At 62.7% G+C, this 17,564-nt stretch carries 13 protein-coding genes; 10 read left to right on the plus strand and 3 right to left on the minus strand.

All coding sequences use genetic code 11. The annotated features are described in order from the left end of the window. Window positions 1-160: 160 nt before the first annotated feature. The 10 genes from AC2W7L_RS06950 to AC2W7L_RS06995 all read left to right on the plus strand — a co-directional run bounded on the left by AC2W7L_RS06950 (window position 161) and on the right by AC2W7L_RS06995 (window position 14,142). Complete coding sequence (locus AC2W7L_RS06950; protein ID WP_486003857.1) at window positions 161-2,056, plus strand: polysaccharide biosynthesis protein; 1,896 nt, start codon at window positions 161-163, stop codon at window positions 2,054-2,056. A gap of 261 nt (window positions 2,057-2,317) precedes the next feature. After that, window positions 2,318-3,385, plus strand: coding sequence for a GNAT family N-acetyltransferase (locus tag AC2W7L_RS06955; RefSeq protein ID WP_170286910.1), 1,068 nt, complete (start codon window positions 2,318-2,320; stop codon window positions 3,383-3,385). Beyond that, on the plus strand, window positions 3,382-4,596 hold the full coding sequence (locus tag AC2W7L_RS06960) for an aminotransferase class I/II-fold pyridoxal phosphate-dependent enzyme (RefSeq protein WP_486003858.1): 1,215 nt from the start codon (window positions 3,382-3,384) through the stop codon (window positions 4,594-4,596). The genes AC2W7L_RS06955 and AC2W7L_RS06960 overlap by 4 nt, the downstream gene beginning before the upstream one ends. A 219-nt stretch (window positions 4,597-4,815) precedes the next feature. Further along, the gene (locus AC2W7L_RS06965) at window positions 4,816-6,402 is read left to right on the plus strand and encodes a tyrosine-protein kinase domain-containing protein (RefSeq protein WP_101555353.1); all 1,587 of its coding nucleotides are present in this window, start codon (window positions 4,816-4,818) and stop codon (window positions 6,400-6,402) included. Then, entirely contained in the window at window positions 6,395-7,006 is a 612-nt protein-coding gene (locus AC2W7L_RS06970; protein WP_486003859.1) for an arsenate reductase/protein-tyrosine-phosphatase family protein, read from the plus strand. Before AC2W7L_RS06965 ends, AC2W7L_RS06970 begins: the two co-directional genes overlap by 8 nt. A 5-nt stretch (window positions 7,007-7,011) precedes the next feature. Then, window positions 7,012-7,689, plus strand: coding sequence for a sugar transferase (locus AC2W7L_RS06975; RefSeq protein WP_101555351.1), 678 nt, complete (start codon window positions 7,012-7,014; stop codon window positions 7,687-7,689). A 13-nt stretch (window positions 7,690-7,702) separates the two neighbouring features. Next, on the plus strand, window positions 7,703-9,037 hold the full coding sequence (locus AC2W7L_RS06980) for a lipopolysaccharide biosynthesis protein (RefSeq protein WP_486003860.1): 1,335 nt from the start codon (window positions 7,703-7,705) through the stop codon (window positions 9,035-9,037). Window positions 9,038-9,041: 4 nt separating this feature from the next. Then, window positions 9,042-10,220, plus strand: coding sequence for a glycosyltransferase family 4 protein (locus tag AC2W7L_RS06985; protein ID WP_486003861.1), 1,179 nt, complete (start codon window positions 9,042-9,044; stop codon window positions 10,218-10,220). Continuing rightward, window positions 10,183-11,496: an O-antigen ligase family protein gene (locus tag AC2W7L_RS06990; RefSeq protein WP_486003862.1), complete on the plus strand. Its 1,314-nt coding sequence runs from the start codon at window positions 10,183-10,185 to the stop codon at window positions 11,494-11,496. The genes AC2W7L_RS06985 and AC2W7L_RS06990 overlap by 38 nt, the downstream gene beginning before the upstream one ends. Window positions 11,497-11,784: 288 nt before the next feature. Then, window positions 11,785-14,142: a helix-turn-helix transcriptional regulator gene (locus tag AC2W7L_RS06995; RefSeq protein ID WP_486003863.1), complete on the plus strand. Its 2,358-nt coding sequence runs from the start codon at window positions 11,785-11,787 to the stop codon at window positions 14,140-14,142. A 29-nt stretch (window positions 14,143-14,171) separates the two neighbouring features. Here the strand turns inward: AC2W7L_RS06995 and AC2W7L_RS07000 are convergent, their stop codons facing one another. From AC2W7L_RS07000 to AC2W7L_RS07010, 3 genes are read right to left on the minus strand one after another with little or no spacing between them, the layout of a single operon-like run. Next, entirely contained in the window at window positions 14,172-15,908 is a 1,737-nt protein-coding gene (locus AC2W7L_RS07000; RefSeq protein ID WP_486003864.1) for an ABC transporter permease, read from the minus strand. Continuing rightward, the gene (locus AC2W7L_RS07005; protein ID WP_486003865.1) at window positions 15,905-16,843 is read right to left on the minus strand and encodes an ABC transporter ATP-binding protein; all 939 of its coding nucleotides are present in this window, start codon (window positions 16,841-16,843) and stop codon (window positions 15,905-15,907) included. The genes AC2W7L_RS07000 and AC2W7L_RS07005 overlap by 4 nt, the downstream gene beginning before the upstream one ends. Beyond that, window positions 16,840-17,484 carry a TetR/AcrR family transcriptional regulator gene (locus tag AC2W7L_RS07010; RefSeq protein WP_486003866.1) on the minus strand — a complete coding sequence of 215 codons (645 nt, stop codon included), beginning with the start codon at window positions 17,482-17,484 and terminating at the stop codon, window positions 16,840-16,842. Before AC2W7L_RS07010 ends, AC2W7L_RS07005 begins: the two co-directional genes overlap by 4 nt. Between the last annotated feature and the right edge of the window lie 80 nt (window positions 17,485-17,564).

Consider the following 17,564-nt stretch of genomic DNA (forward strand, 5'->3'; position numbering starts at 1 on the left):
GACCGCAGTCTCCCCTCCGCAAGCACCAGAACAGAGTCATCGCGCTCATAGCGTGAAGTCGACGCATTCCGCAGTTGGAATCGCAGCATCGTCGGCTCTCACCGACGATGCCCGGCAGCCACATCGAATGGGCCGGAATTGTCGAGCATGGGAGATCACGATGACTGTGTCAGAACATCCGAATCCACTCACCCGGGGGAGCGCTGTGGGCGCGGCTCCGCCGGCTCCGGTGCCCGCCGGTGCACCCTGGTCGGCGCGGCTGGCGATGCGGATCTGGAGGAACAAGACCAGATTTCAGCTGGTCTTCGACGTGGGCGCATGGGCTGTTGCCGGACTGCTCGCATCGGCGGTCATGGGTGCGGGTGTCGTCGGCGCAGCCGAACTCGCCTCCGCGGTCACAGCCGCAGCGGTCCTGCAGCTGCTCCTCGGTCTGCTCATCGGGCTCTATCGCAGTCGCTACCACTACGGCAGCTTCGCCGAATACGGCGGCATCGCGATCATCGCACTGATCAGCGCGTGCGGTCTGATGGCTGTCACCTTGGGAGATTCCCCATTCGTTCTGCTCACCGTGTTCTCCGCTGTCATCTTCATGACCGGCAGCCGGTACCTCGTCCGCTGGTCCCACCAGATCGCCACCCGCCCGCTGCAGGGGGAGCGAGTGCTCGTCGTCGGCGCCGGTGCCGCGGCCGAGTCCCTCATTCGGCAGATGCTCTCCGACCCTGACGGCGCCTATCTTCCCGTCGGGCTCATCGACGACGATCCGCACAAACGACAACTGAGCATCCATGGGGTCCGTGTTCGGGGAACAAGTGAGGACATCGCCGAGGTGGCCGGATGGCTCAACGTCTCCGGAGTCATCGTTGCGATCGCCGATTCCGAAGCGGATTTTCTGCAGATCTGCCGCGATCGTCTGCAGCCGACAGGGAAATGGCTGCGGACGATCCCGCCGCTGGCAGAGATGGTCAATCGAAAGGTCGAGATCGGCGACATCCGCGATATCAAGGTCGAAGACCTCATCGGCCGGGCTCCGGTGCACACCGATCTGGCAGAGATCGCGAAGAAGGTGGCCGGCAAGAGAGTACTCGTCACCGGAGCCGGAGGATCGATCGGCAGCGAACTCTGCCGGCAGCTCTTCGCTCTCCACCCCGAGAGCCTCGTCATGCTCGATCGCGATGAGACCGCGCTGCACGGAGTCGAACTCACGCTCTACGGCTCGGCGCTGCTGATGTCGCAGAACACAGTGCTCGCCGATATCCGCGACAGGAGCGCCCTCGACCACATCTTCGCCGAGGCGAAGCCACAGATCGTCTTCCATGCGGCGGCGCTCAAACATCTGCCGATGCTGCAGCGGTTCCCCGAGGAGGCGTGGAAGACGAATGTCCACGGCACCCTCAACGTCCTCGAAGCAGCACGCACGGTCGGAGTCGAAACCTTCGTCAACATCTCGACGGACAAAGCCGCAGCACCCACGAGCGAACTCGGCCGGAGCAAACGGATTGCCGAAAGACTCGTCAGCGGATTCGCAGCGAAGTCTCCAGGCACTTACCTCTCGGTTCGCTTCGGCAATGTTCTGGGCTCCCGCGGATCGGTGCTCCTGTCCTTCCAGGAACAGATCAGACAGGGCGGTCCGATCACGGTCACCGATCCGGAGGTCCGACGCTTCTTCATGACGATCCCGGAGGCGTGCCAGCTGGTGCTGCAGGCGGCGACGATCGGCGAGGACGGCTACGTCATGGTTCTCGACATGGGTGAACCCGTGCGCATCGTCGACATCGCCCGGAGTCTGGTTGCGATGTCGAATCAGACTACCGAGATCGTCTATACCGGCCTGCGGGAGGGTGAGAAGCTCGACGAGGAGCTCTTCGGCGACTACGAAGGCACCATCATCCGCATCCACGACAAGATCAGCCGGGTCGAGGCACCGAGCCTCGACGCCGGAGCGATGCCACTCGACTCCGCCGACCGAGCTGCCATCGACTTGTTCTGCTCCCGGGCCTGCACGAATGTCGATGAAGCAGATGTACGCCGAACGGAGAGCAGGACCCATGCAGTCTGAGAGGCGATTCAGGGTGGCTGCGGTCGACTGCCCATGCGAAATCTGGAGAGCAATCGGTCACTTCCGCCTTCGGGGACAGGAGAAGCCAGTGAGTGAAAGAGCAGCGAGGTGCGGGCGATGAGAGCCACATGGACAGTCTGGGACGGAGAAGCTGCTGCGGACCGGAAGCAGTGGATCGACCTCTGGTCAGACTCTGCCGAGCGACATCCGTTTGCCCATCCTGATGTGTGTGCCGCACTCAGGCCAAAGGGCGGCCGACTGATGGCTGCGTCGCTGTCGCACACGGGCGGGCACGTGCTCTATCCGTTCTTTCTCCGCGAGATCGATGGAGACCTCGCTCGTGCTGCAGGTCTCACCGGAGACGATGGTGCCCCGCTCTATGACCTCGTCTCCCCATATGGCTATGGCGGGCCGATGCACTGGTGCATCGGCGATGTCGCCGCTGCGACCGTGAAGTTCGAAGCGGATTTCGCCGTCTGGGCCGAGCAGAATCGCGTCGTCAGCGAGTTCGCGAGGTTGTCGCTGTTCGAGGAATCGCTTCTGCCATTTGCCGGTCACACCCGGAAACGGCAGACAAACCTTGTCCGAGACCTCGAAGTCACTTCCGAGGAACTCTCTCAGGCAGTGGCATCGAAGGTTCGAAGCAATGTTCGCCGCGCTCATCGTGAGGGCGTCACGATCGTCGTCGATACCGATGGGCGATACGTCGATGATTTCGTCCGTATCTATTCGGAGACGATGGAACGTCGCGACAGCGTCGACTGGTACCGATTCAAACGGCCTTTCTTCGAAAGCCTCCACACAGCCCTGCCAGGCCAATTCGCCTATGTGTATGCGCACCTTGACGGTCTTCTGGTCTCTTCTGACCTCCTCCTCTTCGGCCGAGAAGTGGGCTATTACTTCCTCGGGGGGACTGAAGCCGCAGCCTTCAGAGCTCGTCCCAACGACCTCGTCAAAATGGAGTCGATGAAATGGCTCAAGGAGCGAGGCTGCAAGAAGTATGTGCTCGGAGGCGGTGTCACGGCTGAGGACAGCCTCGAACGGTACAAACGGGGATTCGCACCGACCGGACAGGTCGACTATTTCACTCGCGAGCGCATATTCTCTGCTGCGCGGTACGACCGACTGCTGGCAGCACATCGGCTCAGGCTCTCGGCCGTCGGCCGGGAGTTCGATGAAACCGGAGACTACTTTCCCGCTTATCGACGGGAAACCGAACCGACTTCGCAGACACGGGGGGCCGATGACAGCGGCGCTTCGTCGGAATCGGAGACGCCGAACGCCCATGCCGATGGATTCTCCCGTTCGCTGCAGGAGGCGGCGTCATGACTGTCTCCGAAACCGATCGCAGCACCGGCGTCCTGCCGCCGACGGCTGCCCGCCCGCACTCTCCGTCGCCCGTCGAAGCCGATCGGATTCCTCTGTCGACTCCTGACGTCGGAAGCCTTGAGGAAACCTATCTTCTCGCGGCCTTCCGCAGCGGATGGATCGCACCTGTGGGGCCGGATCTTTCGGCGTTCGAAAGCGAACTGGCAGCTGCAACAGGTGTTGCTCATGCAGTTGCGCTGTCGTCCGGAACTGCGGCACTTCATCTGGGCCTGCTCGGTCTCGGGGTCAGGACGGGCGACCGAGTCCTCACCTCGACGATGACATTTGCCGCCACCGCGAATGCCATCACCTATTGCGGGGCGACTCCGGAATTCGTCGACTGCGGTCCGGACGGCAACATTGACCCGGGCCTATTGCATCACCGCCTCAAACGGTCAGCGAGAGCCGGACGACTTCCGGCCGCGATCGTCCCCGTCGACCTGCTCGGGCGACCTGCAGATTATGAGCGGATACTGCCGGTCGCGGCGGAATACGAAGTCCCCGTCCTGGTCGATGCCGCAGAATCCCTCGGTTCCGAGTACCTCGGGCAGCCAGTGGGCGGGTTCGGTCGGGCATCTGCGGTGTCATTCAACGGCAACAAGATCATGACCACCTCCGGCGGTGGTGCGCTGCTCACAGACGATCCCGAACTCGCTCGCAGAGCCGCTCACCTCGCTGCTCAGGCACGACAGCCGGTCGTCCACTACGAACATCAGGAGATCGGATACAACTACCGCCTCAGCAATCTCCTGGCTGCACTCGGCCGGGCCCAGCTGACTCGCCTCGAGCAGATGGTCGAACGGCGACGGGCGCACCGTCGACGGTATGCTGACTTCTTCGCCGAGCACCCGGGCCTCGCTCTCTTCGGCGATGGCAACCACCATCGCGACAATGCCTGGCTGACCGCGGTGATCGTCGACGAGGCCGAGACCGGAATCAGCGCTGGAGCTTTGGGACGGATGTTGGCTGATCGCGGAATCGAAACGAGACCGCTGTGGAAGCCTATGCATCTTCAACCGGTGTTCGCCCGCTGCTCTATGACGGGTGGTCGGCTCTCCGAGTTCCTGTTCTCGCACGGTTTGACTCTGCCCAGCGGTTCAGCGATGCGCGATGACCAGCTCGACCGAGTTCTCTCGGCGCTCGACGAGCTGCTGACCAATGGACGTCGCTGAGGAGGAGTCGGCTTGCCGCAGGGCGGTTGCGGATCACCGCAGGTTCCTCCGTCGACGTCACTTCCGGACACGCCGCGTCGATAACGTCACAACAAGACGCCGAGCTGTCGGCAACAGACAGAACGGCATAAGGAGACCACTAGTGCTTTCTGAGATCGTTCGGCGCTTATCGAAATCGGTTCTCCGTGTAGTTGTATTGCGATTTGGAAGGACACAGGCATGGGCACGGCTGAACAGGCTCCGAGCGTCACGGCTCTGGATCTGCGTGACTATCTGAGGATCCTCAAGCGAAGGTGGCTGCTGGTCACAATTGCCGGATTAGTGGGGATTGCGGCAGCGGCCGTGCCCGTCGCATTGATGCCCCCGAAGTACGAAGCTCGGACTCAGCTCTATGTTTCGGTCCGGTCACTTGCGGGAGGAACTGGTGAACTTGCTCAGGGCAACAGCTTCGCCAAAGAAGTCGTCAGCAGCTATACGGATGTTGTCGGGACAAGCGTCGTTCTCGAACCGGTGATCTCAGACCTCGGATTGGACACCACAGTTGCCGAGCTCCGCAAGGACGTGAAAGCCAGCTCCCCCGACGGATCGGTCCTGATCGACATCACGGTCACTGATGCCGACCCCCAACAAGCTGAACTCATCGCTGAGGCAATCAGTCGGAGTCTGACAGAGGCTGTGCAGAACCAGCTCGAACCTCAGACAGCTGATGGGCAGAGCTTGATCGGTCTGACCACTACTCAGAAGGCTCAGGCGGAAGACGAACCGGTGAGCCCACGGGCAGTCCTGCTCCTGCCGGCCGGATTGCTGTTGGGGCTTCTGTGCGGAGTCGGGGCTGCCGTCGTCACCGCCGTCTTGGACACAAGAGTGCGATCGGCACATGACATCGGGCAGCTCACATCCGCGCCCGTCATCGGCAGGATCCCCCGCGATTCCAGCATCGTCCAGGATCCCCTTGTCGTACTGGCGTCGAAGCACGGCGCTGCGGCCGAGTCATTCCGGGCTTTGCGCACCAACGTCGACTACCTCGCTGTGGGCTCCAAGGCCCGCGTCTTCGTCATCACCTCCCCGAGCCTCGGCGAAGGCAAATCGATCACTGCGGTGAATCTGTCGATCATCCTTGCCGAATCGGGACAGCGAGTTGCCCTCGTCGACTGTGATCTTCGACGACCGAAGATAGACGAGTATCTGGGTATCGAAGGAGCGGCGGGTCTCAGTGACGTGCTTGTCGGGCGCGTGGAGATCGCCGACGTGCTGCAGCCATGGGGGGACCACAGTCTCTGCGCGCTGCCTGCAGGTCATATCCCGCCGAATCCGAGTGAACTGCTGGGTTCGCCGGCTATGGACACACTGCTGAACGACTTGAGGCATGATTTCGACTACGTCGTACTCGACGCTCCACCGACATTGCCGGTCACAGATTCTGCGGTGGTCGGCACAAGAGCTGGAGGGGTGATCATGGTCGCTGCGGCGGGCAGAACCAAGAAGCCCGCACTCGACGAATCTATTCGCATTCATCAAGCATTGGGCACCCGTGTCGCCGGAGTCGTCATCACGATGCTGCCCTCGAACGGCGACGATCCATATACCTACGGCAAAGCGGCCGATTATGCTCAGCCGTCGACTGGGGCCGGCTCACACGCTGCAGGCGAGAACTTTCCAGAGGTGTCGCCAGTCGTTGCGGATCATGTCACCAGCCCTGCAGTCTGGCCGATCCTGCCCTGCAGCGAACTCGAAGATGCCGCGGTCACTGCCCCGGATTCGGAAGATCCGCCGCCGGGTTCGCCCAAGGTGAGCGCTGATGCCTGACAGCTTCACCGTCCTGAACGTGTGCACTGGAAATCTCTGCCGCTCTCCTCTTGCAGCATCGGTGCTTGCGCAGAGGTTCGCCGATATCTCCGAGATTCGTCTGCATTCGGCAGGCACGCGTGCCGCTCTGGGGCGGCCGGTGCCCGGAGAGGCCAGGGAGGTCGCTGGTTTCATGGGAGCCATCGGCATCCGAACCCATCGCGCGCGGCAAGTCAGCGAGGAGATGCTCAGCGGGGCCGACGTCGTACTCGCAATGACGCGCGAACATCGACGGGTGCTGGTCGAACTCAATCCGCGCGTCGTCCGCCGAGCCTTCACGATCCGTGAGCTCGCAAGTCTCGCAGCATTGACAACAGACGAGGAGATCATCAGACAAGGTGCGCTTCCAACGGCGGACCGGGTGACTCGTCTGCGGGCAGCGGTCGAAGCAGCGGCCCGACGGCGCAGTCACCGACGTTCTCAGGACCGTCCTGCAGACGATGTCATCGATCCCTTCGGCTGCGACCGGGAGATCTATGCGCTCGCGGCGCTGCAGCTGGCACCGGCGATCGAAGGGGTGGCAGTCCTGTTCCAAAGGGCACTCAACCTCGGTGACGGGAGATGATGGGGATGTTCGAACAGCGGTCGACGGAAGAGCGGGTGCGCTCAACGAACTGCGGCACGGAACGGCGACGCTATGACGCTGTGAAACGTGCGTTTGATCTCTTCGTCAGCGGGATCGGGCTCATTGCCACGGCACCTGTTCAGGCAGGCGTCGCCGTCTTCGTCCTGATAGCGCTCGGCCGACCTGTGCTCTTTCGGCAGCCGCGGCCGGGGAGGGGAGGGGCGACTTTCGAGATCCTGAAGTTTCGAACCATGCTGCATCCGGACTCCACCCATGTCACCGATGGGCAGCGACTGACCAGACTCGGTCGGTTTCTGCGTGCGTCGAGTCTCGATGAACTGCCTTCATTGTGGAACGTCATCCGGGGAGAGATGAGCCTTGTCGGGCCCCGACCCCTGATGGTCGAGTATCTGGAACGGTACACACCTGAGCAGTCTCGGCGACACGAGGTGCGGCCGGGAATCACCGGACTGGCGCAGGTCAGCGGTCGCAACGACCTCGACTGGGACGACAGATTCCGACTCGACGTGGACTACGTCGACTCCCGTTGTCTGAAGCTCGACATGGTCATCCTGCTGAAGACAGTGCAGACCGTGTGCGGAATGCGCGGGATCAACAAAAGCGGATTCGACACGATGCCCGTGTACACAGGAGAGAAGGGCGCGGGAAATGAATGCGCGTAGCGGGCCGAGGGACGTGAGAATAGCCGCCGGCTTCCTGGTAGGCGCGCAGATGTTGGCTGCGGGCGGGGCCGTCGCGGTGAATCTGCTGGCCGCTTTCGTCCTCAGCCCTTCCGGACGTGGAGATCTGGCGTTCGGACTGCAGCTTGCGTACTTCTTCTCCGTGTTCGCGCTCATGGGTCTGGAACGTCCGTTCATCGCAGCCCGGTCCGGAAGGTTCGGTACCGAATACAGCGTCTTTGTGCGAATGGCGGCGCCCGGAGCGCTCTGCATACTTCCGATTGTGATTCTCGCGACGATGGTGTCACCGTTCAGCACCTCGTGGCTGTGGATGGGAGTCTTGGCTGTTGCAGCATATACGACGCTCAACTCCCTGGTGCATGCACTGCGAGTCGCCTATGTCTGCAGCCGAGAGTGGAAATGGTTCGCGGCCAACGCCGCTGTCACGCAGCTGATCATCGTTGTCGGGGCCGGGCTGCTGGTGCTCCTTCGTGTCGACGACCCTGTGATGTGGATGTGGATCTATGCCGCTTCGGCGCTTCCAGCCGTCGCGATGCTGTTTCTCGCCCCGAGCTCCTGGAAGCGAGAGGCTCCTACGCGAGCGGAGACGCGAGGATTGCGTCGACGCGGCTGGATGCTGCTTCTCTCCGACTTCAGCAACACTGCAATGCTGCGTTCTGACCGATTGCTGCTTCCCATGCTGAGCAGCTCGGCGGCGTTAGGACTCTACGTCACCGTAGCCACAGTTCTTGAGATGGCTACGTGGCCCGTACAGCAATGGGTTGACGCTTCTCTGCGCAGCTGGTCGAAGTCATTCTCATCGACCCCGCCACGAATCTTCCACCTCATCGCGCGGAGCATTCTTCTGCTGATGTTCTTTGCCTCTCTGCTTGCCGCAGCGGCATTTGCCATGATCGGATTCGTCCTTCCTGTGTCGTACCAACCGGCGACAGTGGTGATCATCCCCTTGGCCGTGTCGGCTGTCGTCTTCGGAGTGACTCGTGTCCAACAGGGTCTGCTCATCGCTTTGGACTCGCCCGGACGGGTATCGATTGTGGAGATCATCGGCACCGGAGCGTCACTGCTCGCTTATGTGGCGCTGATTCCGTCCCTCGGCATGCTCGGCGCAGCCTACGGGTCGATCATCGGATACTCAGCTTGCGCCGCAGCCGGCGGAATCGCGCTCATTCAGGTGTCCCGGAAAAGGCCCACATCCGCGGTCGTCGATGAATGCGATGAGGATGCGAAGGCCTGCATTCCACCTGCGGCAGCGGATACGGAGGCGAGGACCGAAAGCGAGTTGGCCATGAACGACACCGGATGCCAGCATCCAGATCAGATGAGGAAGTGACACCGTGGATGTATTGATGATCGCCCACTTCACCAGGGCCGGAAGAAGGTCGCGCGATCGTTTCGACACCTTAGCCGGCATACTTGCCCGTCGCGGTGCGAACGTTGAGTTGGTCACCTCGACGTTCCACCACTTGTCGAAGCAGCAGAAGGACGTTGCGGATGCGGAAGACGAGCTGTACCGAACGACGTATATCTCAGAACCGTCTTATCGGACCAACGTCTCCGTACGTCGACTGCTCAGTCATCAGATCCTCGGACGAAATCTCACAGAATATCTGCGGCATCGTCGGGCTCCGGACGTCGTGTACTGCGCTGTGCCTTCCCTCGAAGTCGCACGCGCTGCAGCCGAATTCGCTGCGAAGAACGACGCGCGACTCGTTCTCGACGTGCAGGACCTCTGGCCGGAAGCCTTCGAACTGGTGCTCCGACCGCATTGGGCCGGCCGGCGCATGCTGAGGCCTCTTCGACGGACTGCTGAACGGATCTATCGTGCGGCGGACGCAGTGGTCACCGTATCTGAGACCTATTCGAATCGAGTCTCAGCGGCGCGCGGTGACGATGACGAGGTGACCACGGTCTACCTCGGTACGGATCTGCGCACATTCGATGGTTTTGGGCCGACCCGGCCGGTTGACGACGGATACATTGAGCTTGCGTACATCGGAACATTGGGGCACAGCTACGACCTGCCGACGGTATTCGACGCACTTCGACTACTGAAGCGACAGGGCTTGCGCATGCGCCTGCATGTGATGGGCACCGGACCTTTCGAGAACCAATGGCGTCGAGATGCTGCAGATCTGTCGGCCGAGGTCATCTTCTATGGAAGTCTCGAGTATTCGGAGATGGTCGCCCGCCTGCGCGGTTGCGATATCGCGGTCAACCCGATTGTTCCGGGAGCCGCACAATCGATCACGAACAAGATCGGTGACTATGCCGCGGCTGGTCTGCCCGTCGTCAACTCACAGGAATGCCAGGAGTATCGCGACCTGCTCGCTGCGTATGGTGCAGGAATCAGCTGTGAGCAGACGGCGGACTCCATCGCAGCTGCGTTGGTGAGACTGTCGAATGATCGCAATCTGGCGGAGCGCGGCGGAGGCTCTCGGCGCATGGCTGAGGAGCGGTTTGATCGCGGAGTGACTTATGAGCGCCTCGGCGGGGTGGTTCTCGGTGAGGACTGAACCGGCTGTGCCCAGCCGAAGCAATGCGACACGAAGCGGAGGCGGTTGGCTGCTGCTCATCCTTCTCGTGGTTGCAATCGTGCCAGTGGCTGCAGTGGTGGGGTTCGGGATCCCAGTGCCGTTCATGGTCGTCGTAGGTGCTGGTTATGCACTGCAGCTGGCGGTCATATCCACCGCGGCATTCCACTTGAGACTTCAGCCGCGCGACCCTTGGATTGCAATAGCTGTGCTCTACGGAATCGTTCAGACCACCACTTTGGCATCCGTGGGTATGCAATACGGAACCTATGATGCGTTTGACCTTCTCGGAGCGGCAGCTGGCATCATCGGAATAGTTGCCTTCGCCGGGCTCTTTCAAGCAATGCGACCGAATGAACGCGACCTGCAGATCTTTCTCGTCGGATTCCTGTGGCTCACGTTCGTCGCGACCTGCGTCAACCTCGTGCAGCACGCGGCAGAGATTCCCTCAATTCTCGGCGCGGATTCGAGCTACCAGTTCGAATTCGCAAGCTTCTTCGCCAACCGCAATCAGTTCGGATACTTTCTGTTCCTCAGCCTTGTCGCCCACGCGCTGTACCTCCACGGCCGGCGACCCCGCTTTCACAACATCGGTCTCTTTGCCTTGCAGATTGCTTCGCTGCTGCTGACGATGTCGCGTGGTTCAATCGCTGCCTCACTCATCTTTCTCACCGTCTTCGGCGTACTCAGATTCCGATCCCAACCCAAATACGCTGCCTCTTTTCTGACAGTCGGCGGAATCGGCGCAGTGGCCGTGGCCGCATCCGGTCAAGGAGGCAGACTCGAAGAACTCGTTCTGAGACCTGAAGCCGCATTAGCCGGTCGCGACGAAGTCTGGTCGATTGGGCTCGATATCTGGCGCGAACACGGCATTCTGCTGGGCAGCGGAAGCTTCCGAAGCGTCGAGATCGCCCAGGAACGGGGCATGCCCTATGAGGAATTCCATAGCTTCTTCGTCGAGACTCTGGTCGGAGGCGGAATAGTCGAACTTGTCGTGATGCTGTCTGTTCTCGGTTTGGTCTGGCGCAAGGTCGTCCGATCCCGTCTCGACATCGGGCGTCGCCACGTTCTCTATGCATCGGCGGTCGGGGTCGCCGGATTGGCCTGCGTCGAAAGCGTTTCGTTCTTCACCGTGGGACTCGTCGGCACGCTCTTCACGATCTTCTTCGTATCTCTTCCGCTTCTGTACGCGCATCTCTCGCCGACAGATGCGCAGAGTTTCGCGCGTGGACGAACTGAGGTCTGCGCGGTGAACTGAACCAATGCCGCGATCAGGAAAGAGCAGGCAGGTGCAGCTGCTGCCTGGGCCGAAACCGAACCGGTCCGTCTGCTGTTCGCATGTCCGCATACAGTTCGCGGCATACCGCAGACCTTCCGAGGGGAGGCCCGATCTTCGTCGAGGATTGGGCACAGTGTGTACTCGGACGGCTCATTGAATCGTGAGCCGGCAAGTCCGGTCAGTGAGGACGGGGCTGGGAGGAGGGCCGACGTGTACGTCGACGAATGGGACGCGGGAATGATCCGCCGAGTTGAAGGATTGGTGGCCATGAGTTGGACCGCTGACAGCGAGATGCCGGACCCCCGCCGCGGCCTGCGCGATTTTGCTGAGGCACTCGATTCCGAGGACGTGGGACCCCTCGACTCAGAACTCTGCCGAAGACTGTGGATGGCCTGTGCCGGTCGTGTTCATTTCGCTCAAGCGGTGATCAGAGCCGCCAACGGCGCCGGAGTTCCTGTCGAGCCCGACTCGGCAGCGTTCTCGAACTGGGTTGCCGAACTGTGCCCGCCAGTGAACCTGTCTCTCGGTTCGGGAGACGAATCAGCCGTCGTCGTGCTCGCTCAGCTCAGCGTCGTATCCGAGACGACTGCACTGCGCATTCTGACCGCTGTCGCCGACGAACTCCTCGGCGCCAGCGGAATCAATGACCCGGACAGTGTGATCGAGCGGCTCCAGACCAGCGGAGTGCTCATCCGCATCCACGATGCGGACCGTGGGGCCCTTCTGCAGGTCCCGACACTCCTCGCCGCGAAGATACGCAGAGACCTCGACGCCGATTCCCGGGTCCGCGCCGCAGTCGAAGCACTGCTCAGCGTGCTCATCGAGCATATGGAATCTCCGGGTCAGGTCGATGCAGGACTTCTCAGCGACGTTCTGCTTCTGGCCCGACGCGGAGGGCATTGGTCCGCACTCCTGGGCATCGCTGAGGCAGTGGGCATTTCGATGTTCCTCCTTGCCCCAGAATCCGGCTGTGCCGCGTTCCGACTGCTGCCGCCCAGAGCAAGGAAGGCCGGTTCGGGCCTTGAGTTCTTCGGAACTCTCGCCGAAGACATCATCGCCGGTGCTGCCGAGTGGACTCCTGCCGGAATTCGGGCAGCGGCAGTGGAGCAGACCGGTCCAGGGATGCTGCGATCACGACTGCCCGGGACGCACAGAGACGGCAAGGTCGAGAGCGGCAGGGTCGAGGACAGTCGGGCCATGAAGAACGCGGGGCATGCATCGCCTGACGAATCAAGGCCCGTCGACTTCATCGGCACAGTTCGGCAGATGATCGGCCTCGCGGACGCAGGCCGTCACCCCGAAGCTGCGACGCTGGGAATGCAGACGGCGACTCAGCTTCGGAGCGCTCGAACACGGTCCATCATCCTTCTCCTCACCGCCATCGCCCTTCACCATGCGGCCGAGCCCAGACGTGCCCTGTCGATCCTCCATGAGATCGAGAGCTCGGCTCGAGCCGGACACACAGATGGCGACTTCCTGCTTCCGGCTATCAACGCCTGGACAGCTCTGATCTCCGTTTTGAGCGGCGATCACGAGCGGGCCGACGAGCACCTGCCGGCAATCAACGATTCGCTGGTGAAGACCCGCTCGGAGTCCGAACCCGGTTCGGCTCAGCTGCGCCGCTCTGACCCTATGCACCAGCCACCGACCGTCATCATCGACGAACTGGTCACCCCGCCCCTGCACATCGCCCAAGCACTGCGGTCACTCGATCGTCTCGACTTGGACCGAACTGAATCGGAACTCGAGGCTCTGATCGCCTATCCGGAGAAGCGGACCCTGTGGGTCTATCTGCCCTTCATCGCCAGGGTCCTCGCGGTTCTGTCCGCTGAGGCGGAGTCCGGACTGCTGTTCGTCAACGACGATGCTGAGCGGTTCCGAGACTCCGGAGTCCTGTCCGAGGCGGAGAAGAATCTGCTGGCGCTCGGGCGCAGTATGGTCTTCATCGCTCTCGGACAACTGCGATGGGCCGAGATCGAGCGTGAGAGGCTCTCGCCATCCTGCGATGCCCGCATCGTTCTCGACGTGAGAATGAAGCTCATCGCCGGGCACAGCGCCGACGCGATCGCATGCGCCGACACATGGTTCTACCACCGGACGCTGAGCCCACGCGGCCGCGCCGAACTCGTCGCACTCCGAGCCGCCGCACAATTGCGCAGAGGAGACACAAAGGCGGCGCGGAGCGATTTTTCGACGGCTGTGAGTCTGTCTGCCTGGGTGAGCTCGCTGCTTCCGCTGGCACTTCTGCCGCGAGCCGACCGAAGCCGCCTCATCGATCTCACCGCCGACTCGCCTGCGTGGACTGAGGCCGCCAATGAGTTCTCGGACTGCTGTGACTCACCTGCGGACCTTATGACACGGCTACGTGCCATCGGGCCCGTGGCCGTGGAAGTTGCTTCGACGCCTCAGCTCAACGCCGGAGAGGCCCGGCTCATCGATCTCCTGGCTCGCGGTCTCTCCGTTGCGGAGATCGCAGCCGAACTCAACCAAGTCACTGGCACCGTGAAGAATCGACTCTCGGCGCTGTATCGCAAATTTGGGGTGACGAACCGTGCAGGGGTCCTCCGCCGGGCCCGATCCTCCGGATTCCTTGCCGATTCTCAGTCCGAGGAGACGCATACCTGAGACCAGGCGGGACGCACCCGCCCCGGCTCTCACGCCGTCACAAGGTCCCGCCTCCGGAACCCGACCATCCCAGCCCCGACGAGGACCACAGTAATGCCGACCAACCACAGCACCGCCTCGGCGGAGAGATCCTGAGCCGGGTATTGGCCGATATGGGTGAACAGGGACAGGTCGAGGATGGCATCGTCGAGCTGCATCAGCCCGCCGAAGAGCGCGAGCACCGCCGAGGCGCCGAAGACGATCCAGCTCAGGCTCATCAGCCGCGGGGCGAAGCCAAAGAGCAGGTAGGCGAAGCCGAGCAGGGCCCAGATCGACGGCGTCTGCGCGAGGTGGCCGAGCAGGGCAGGCCACAGCAGGGACCAATCGTCCATCGACACCGCGGCCCCTACTCCTTCGCCAAGACCGGCCATGGCCATCAGCCATCCCGCCCCGACCAGCGTCACGGCGGCCCACGAAGCCAACCAACCGCTGCGGGAGACCGCGGTCGCGAGCACCGGTTCGGTGTGGAAAGCAGCTTCCTCGGACCGCAGGCCACCTGCGGCGATGACCGCATACGCGGAGACGATGATGGCGAAGTACAGGGCCATATAGCCGAGGTAGCCGTCGACGATTCCGGACCGCCCGCCCATGATCGCCAGGATCTCCGGCGGCATCCCCGCCGCTCCTTCGTCCATGGGCCCGGTGAACGAACCGAACACCACTCCCATGACCAGCATGCTCAGCGACCACCAGATCAGACTCGATGCCTGCAGGCGCAGTGCCAGACTGGGCGGCGTCGACAGCAGCAGTCCTGCCTGCGACCGGCCCAGCCGTTCGGCGACGATCCCGGCACCCAGATCGCGACGGGACTGCAGCACCATGGCCACGACGACGAGGACTGCGAACAGACCGGCCGAATACAGCAGCGGCCACCAGCGGTCGAGGGTGAACGGCGCCGTCTGCTGCGCCCACCCCAAGGGCGAGAACCACGACAGCCAATCGAGCGAACCTCCGGAAACGTGCGACATATCGCCGATCCCGCGCAGGACGAAGCTGAGCGCCAGCACCGCGCCGGCCATCGACGAGGCGGCCCTGGCGAAGGCACTCAGCTGCACCGTGACCGCGGTGACGGCCGCGAAGACACAGCCCACCGCGCCGATCCCGACCGCGAACAGCACCGTCGCCGACCACGAATCCGGTTCGGCCTGAGAGAATCCGAACGCCGCCGCCATCCCAGCAGCGAGCAGGAGATTCATGAACACCGTGAGCACAAGGGCCGCAATGAGCTGAGTATGCCGACCGGTGACGCTCGCGCGGACGAGCTCGGCCCGCCCGGTCTGCTCCTCGGCGCGAGTGTGCCGAGAGACCGTGAGGATCGACATCAGAGCCGCCCCGATCATGAGGAATACCCCGTACATGCCGACGATGAACCGCGGGACGGTCACCTGGTCGAGCCCGTAGCCCGGACCCGTGATCAGCGCCATCACCGGATTTTTCGCGAACGCCGTCATCGCCTGCAGCGAATCCGAGTCCATGACCACGGCGATCGCATTCGCGAAATACGCGGTGAGCGCAGACAGGGCAAGCACCCAGATCGGCAGCCACAGCCGGTCCCGCCGCAGCATGAACCGCAGCAGATGGCCCAGCCCTGCCAGGTTCCCCTCGCCGAGGCGGCCGGCCCCTTCGCGTTCATGTGCACCACGATGGCGCGACGACCGAGGTGCTGTGGGCCCACCGCCGTGGATGGGGCGATCCCCATCGTCCGTGTGCGCGGCCAGCAGATTCATGACTCCTCCTTGCCGTAGTGACGCAGCAGCAGCTGCTCGAGGGTCGGCGGGGTCGCGGTGAGCGATTCGACATCATGCTCGCCGAGTGCCCGCATGATACGGGGCAGCTGCGCCGTATCGGCGCTGAAATGCAGCCGCGAACCTTCGCGGACGAGGTCGTGGACTCCGGTCATCTCGGACAGGGCGGGCACATCGTGTTCGAGACCGACGGCGATCGTCGTCCGCGACAGGTGCCGCAGCTCGGACAGAGTTCCCGTCTCGACGATGCGACCGGAGCGGATGATCGATACCCGATCGGCCAGTGCCTCGACCTGGGCGAGGATGTGGCTGGAGAGCAGCACCGTGCGGCCGGCGTCCTTCGCCTCGCGGATGCAGTCCTGGAACACCGCCTCCATGAGCGGGTCGAGCCCGGCCGTCGGTTCGTCGAGGAGCAGCAGTTCGACGTCCGAGGCCAGTGCGGAGATGAGCGCGACCTTCTGCCGGTTGCCCTTCGAATAGGTCCGGCCCTTCTTCCGCGGATCGAGGTCGAAGCGTTCGATGAGTTCATCGCGACGTCGTCTGTCGACCCCTCCGCGCAGCCGGGCGAACAGGTCGATCGCCTCACCGCCGGTCAGCCCCGGCCACAGTTCGACATCGCCGGGTACATAGGCCAGACGGCGGTGCAGGGGCACCGCCTTCGACCAGGGATCCTCGCCGAGGAGGCGCACCGTACCGGCGTTGTGCCGCAGGATTCCGAGCAGGATCCGGATCGTCGTCGACTTGCCGGCGCCGTTGGGGCCGAGGAAGCCGTGGACCTCGCCGCGGGCGACCTCGAGGTCGAGGCCGTCGAGTGCGCGGACACGTCCAAAGGACTTCACGACCTCGTGCATCGAGATCGCCGCCGAGGCGGATGCTCGGTTGTCGTCGGTACGACGGGTGCGGGTCACAGTGCTCATGGTTCCTCATCTCCTAGGTCAGAGTTGTCGGGGACGGATTCGAGCGCTCCATGCAGGTAGAGATCGAGCAGATGCGGGGCGAGTCGGGCCATCGTTCCGGCAATGTCTTCGGTGCCGAGAACCGAATGCAGACGATGTTCGAGCAGGGAGGGTGCCAGAGCCATGACCGCGATGGTCGCCGCCTGTCCGTGGGAGTCCTCGCTCTGTCGGAAGGTGTATCCGGCGAATCCCTCGGTGATATAGGACTCGACGAGGTTGACATAGTGGTCGAAGTAGCGCTGTCCGTGGTCGCTGGGGTCGAGCAGGGACTTGACGAGATAGTCAACTGCCGTGGCCAGTTCGGGGTCGTCGAACATCATCTGCACTGCCATGGTGGCGTATTCGGCATTGCGCGCCTTTGCGCTCGTTATCAGGTCGAACACGTGATCATCGCAGGCGCTGCGCAGCCCGTCCTTGGAACCGAAATGGTGGATGACCAGCCCGGGGGAGACCGCGGCCGCAGCGGCGATGCCGCGGACAGTTGTCCTCGTGAACCCATGAGCGGCGAACTCGGCGACGGCGGCGGAGAGGATCTTCTGCGCCGTCTCCGGGGAGGAGTTCGGAGAGCGGCGCGGGCTGGAATCGGAAGTCGTTGAACGCATGTTTAATATTAAACGCGTGTGCAATCGTGGATGTCAATGGCGCAGCCGGAAAATTCCGCTCCCTCTATTTACATACAACC

It is taken from the genome of Brevibacterium sp. LAARM3_SD1, assembly GCF_057364765.1.

Excerpts from the sequence above, each read along its gene's own strand:
- AC2W7L_RS06995 (WP_486003863.1), top strand. The coding sequence starts at position 11,785 with ATGAGTTGGACCGCTGACAGCGAGATGCCGGACCCCCGCCGCGGCCTG.
- AC2W7L_RS06970 (WP_486003859.1), top strand. The coding sequence starts at position 6,395 with ATGCCTGACAGCTTCACCGTCCTGAACGTGTGCACTGGAAATCTCTGC.
- AC2W7L_RS07000 (WP_486003864.1), bottom strand. The coding sequence starts at position 15,908 with ATGAATCTGCTGGCCGCGCACACGGACGATGGGGATCGCCCCATCCAC.
- AC2W7L_RS06975 (WP_101555351.1), top strand. The coding sequence starts at position 7,012 with ATGTTCGAACAGCGGTCGACGGAAGAGCGGGTGCGCTCAACGAACTGC.
- AC2W7L_RS07005 (WP_486003865.1), bottom strand. The coding sequence starts at position 16,843 with ATGAGCACTGTGACCCGCACCCGTCGTACCGACGACAACCGAGCATCC.
- AC2W7L_RS06990 (WP_486003862.1), top strand. The coding sequence starts at position 10,183 with ATGAGCGCCTCGGCGGGGTGGTTCTCGGTGAGGACTGAACCGGCTGTG.
- AC2W7L_RS07010 (WP_486003866.1), bottom strand. The coding sequence starts at position 17,484 with ATGCGTTCAACGACTTCCGATTCCAGCCCGCGCCGCTCTCCGAACTCC.
- AC2W7L_RS06965 (WP_101555353.1), top strand. The coding sequence starts at position 4,816 with ATGGGCACGGCTGAACAGGCTCCGAGCGTCACGGCTCTGGATCTGCGT.
- AC2W7L_RS06950 (WP_486003857.1), top strand. The coding sequence starts at position 161 with ATGACTGTGTCAGAACATCCGAATCCACTCACCCGGGGGAGCGCTGTG.
- AC2W7L_RS06960 (WP_486003858.1), top strand. The coding sequence starts at position 3,382 with ATGACTGTCTCCGAAACCGATCGCAGCACCGGCGTCCTGCCGCCGACG.
- AC2W7L_RS06955 (WP_170286910.1), top strand. The coding sequence starts at position 2,318 with ATGGCTGCGTCGCTGTCGCACACGGGCGGGCACGTGCTCTATCCGTTC.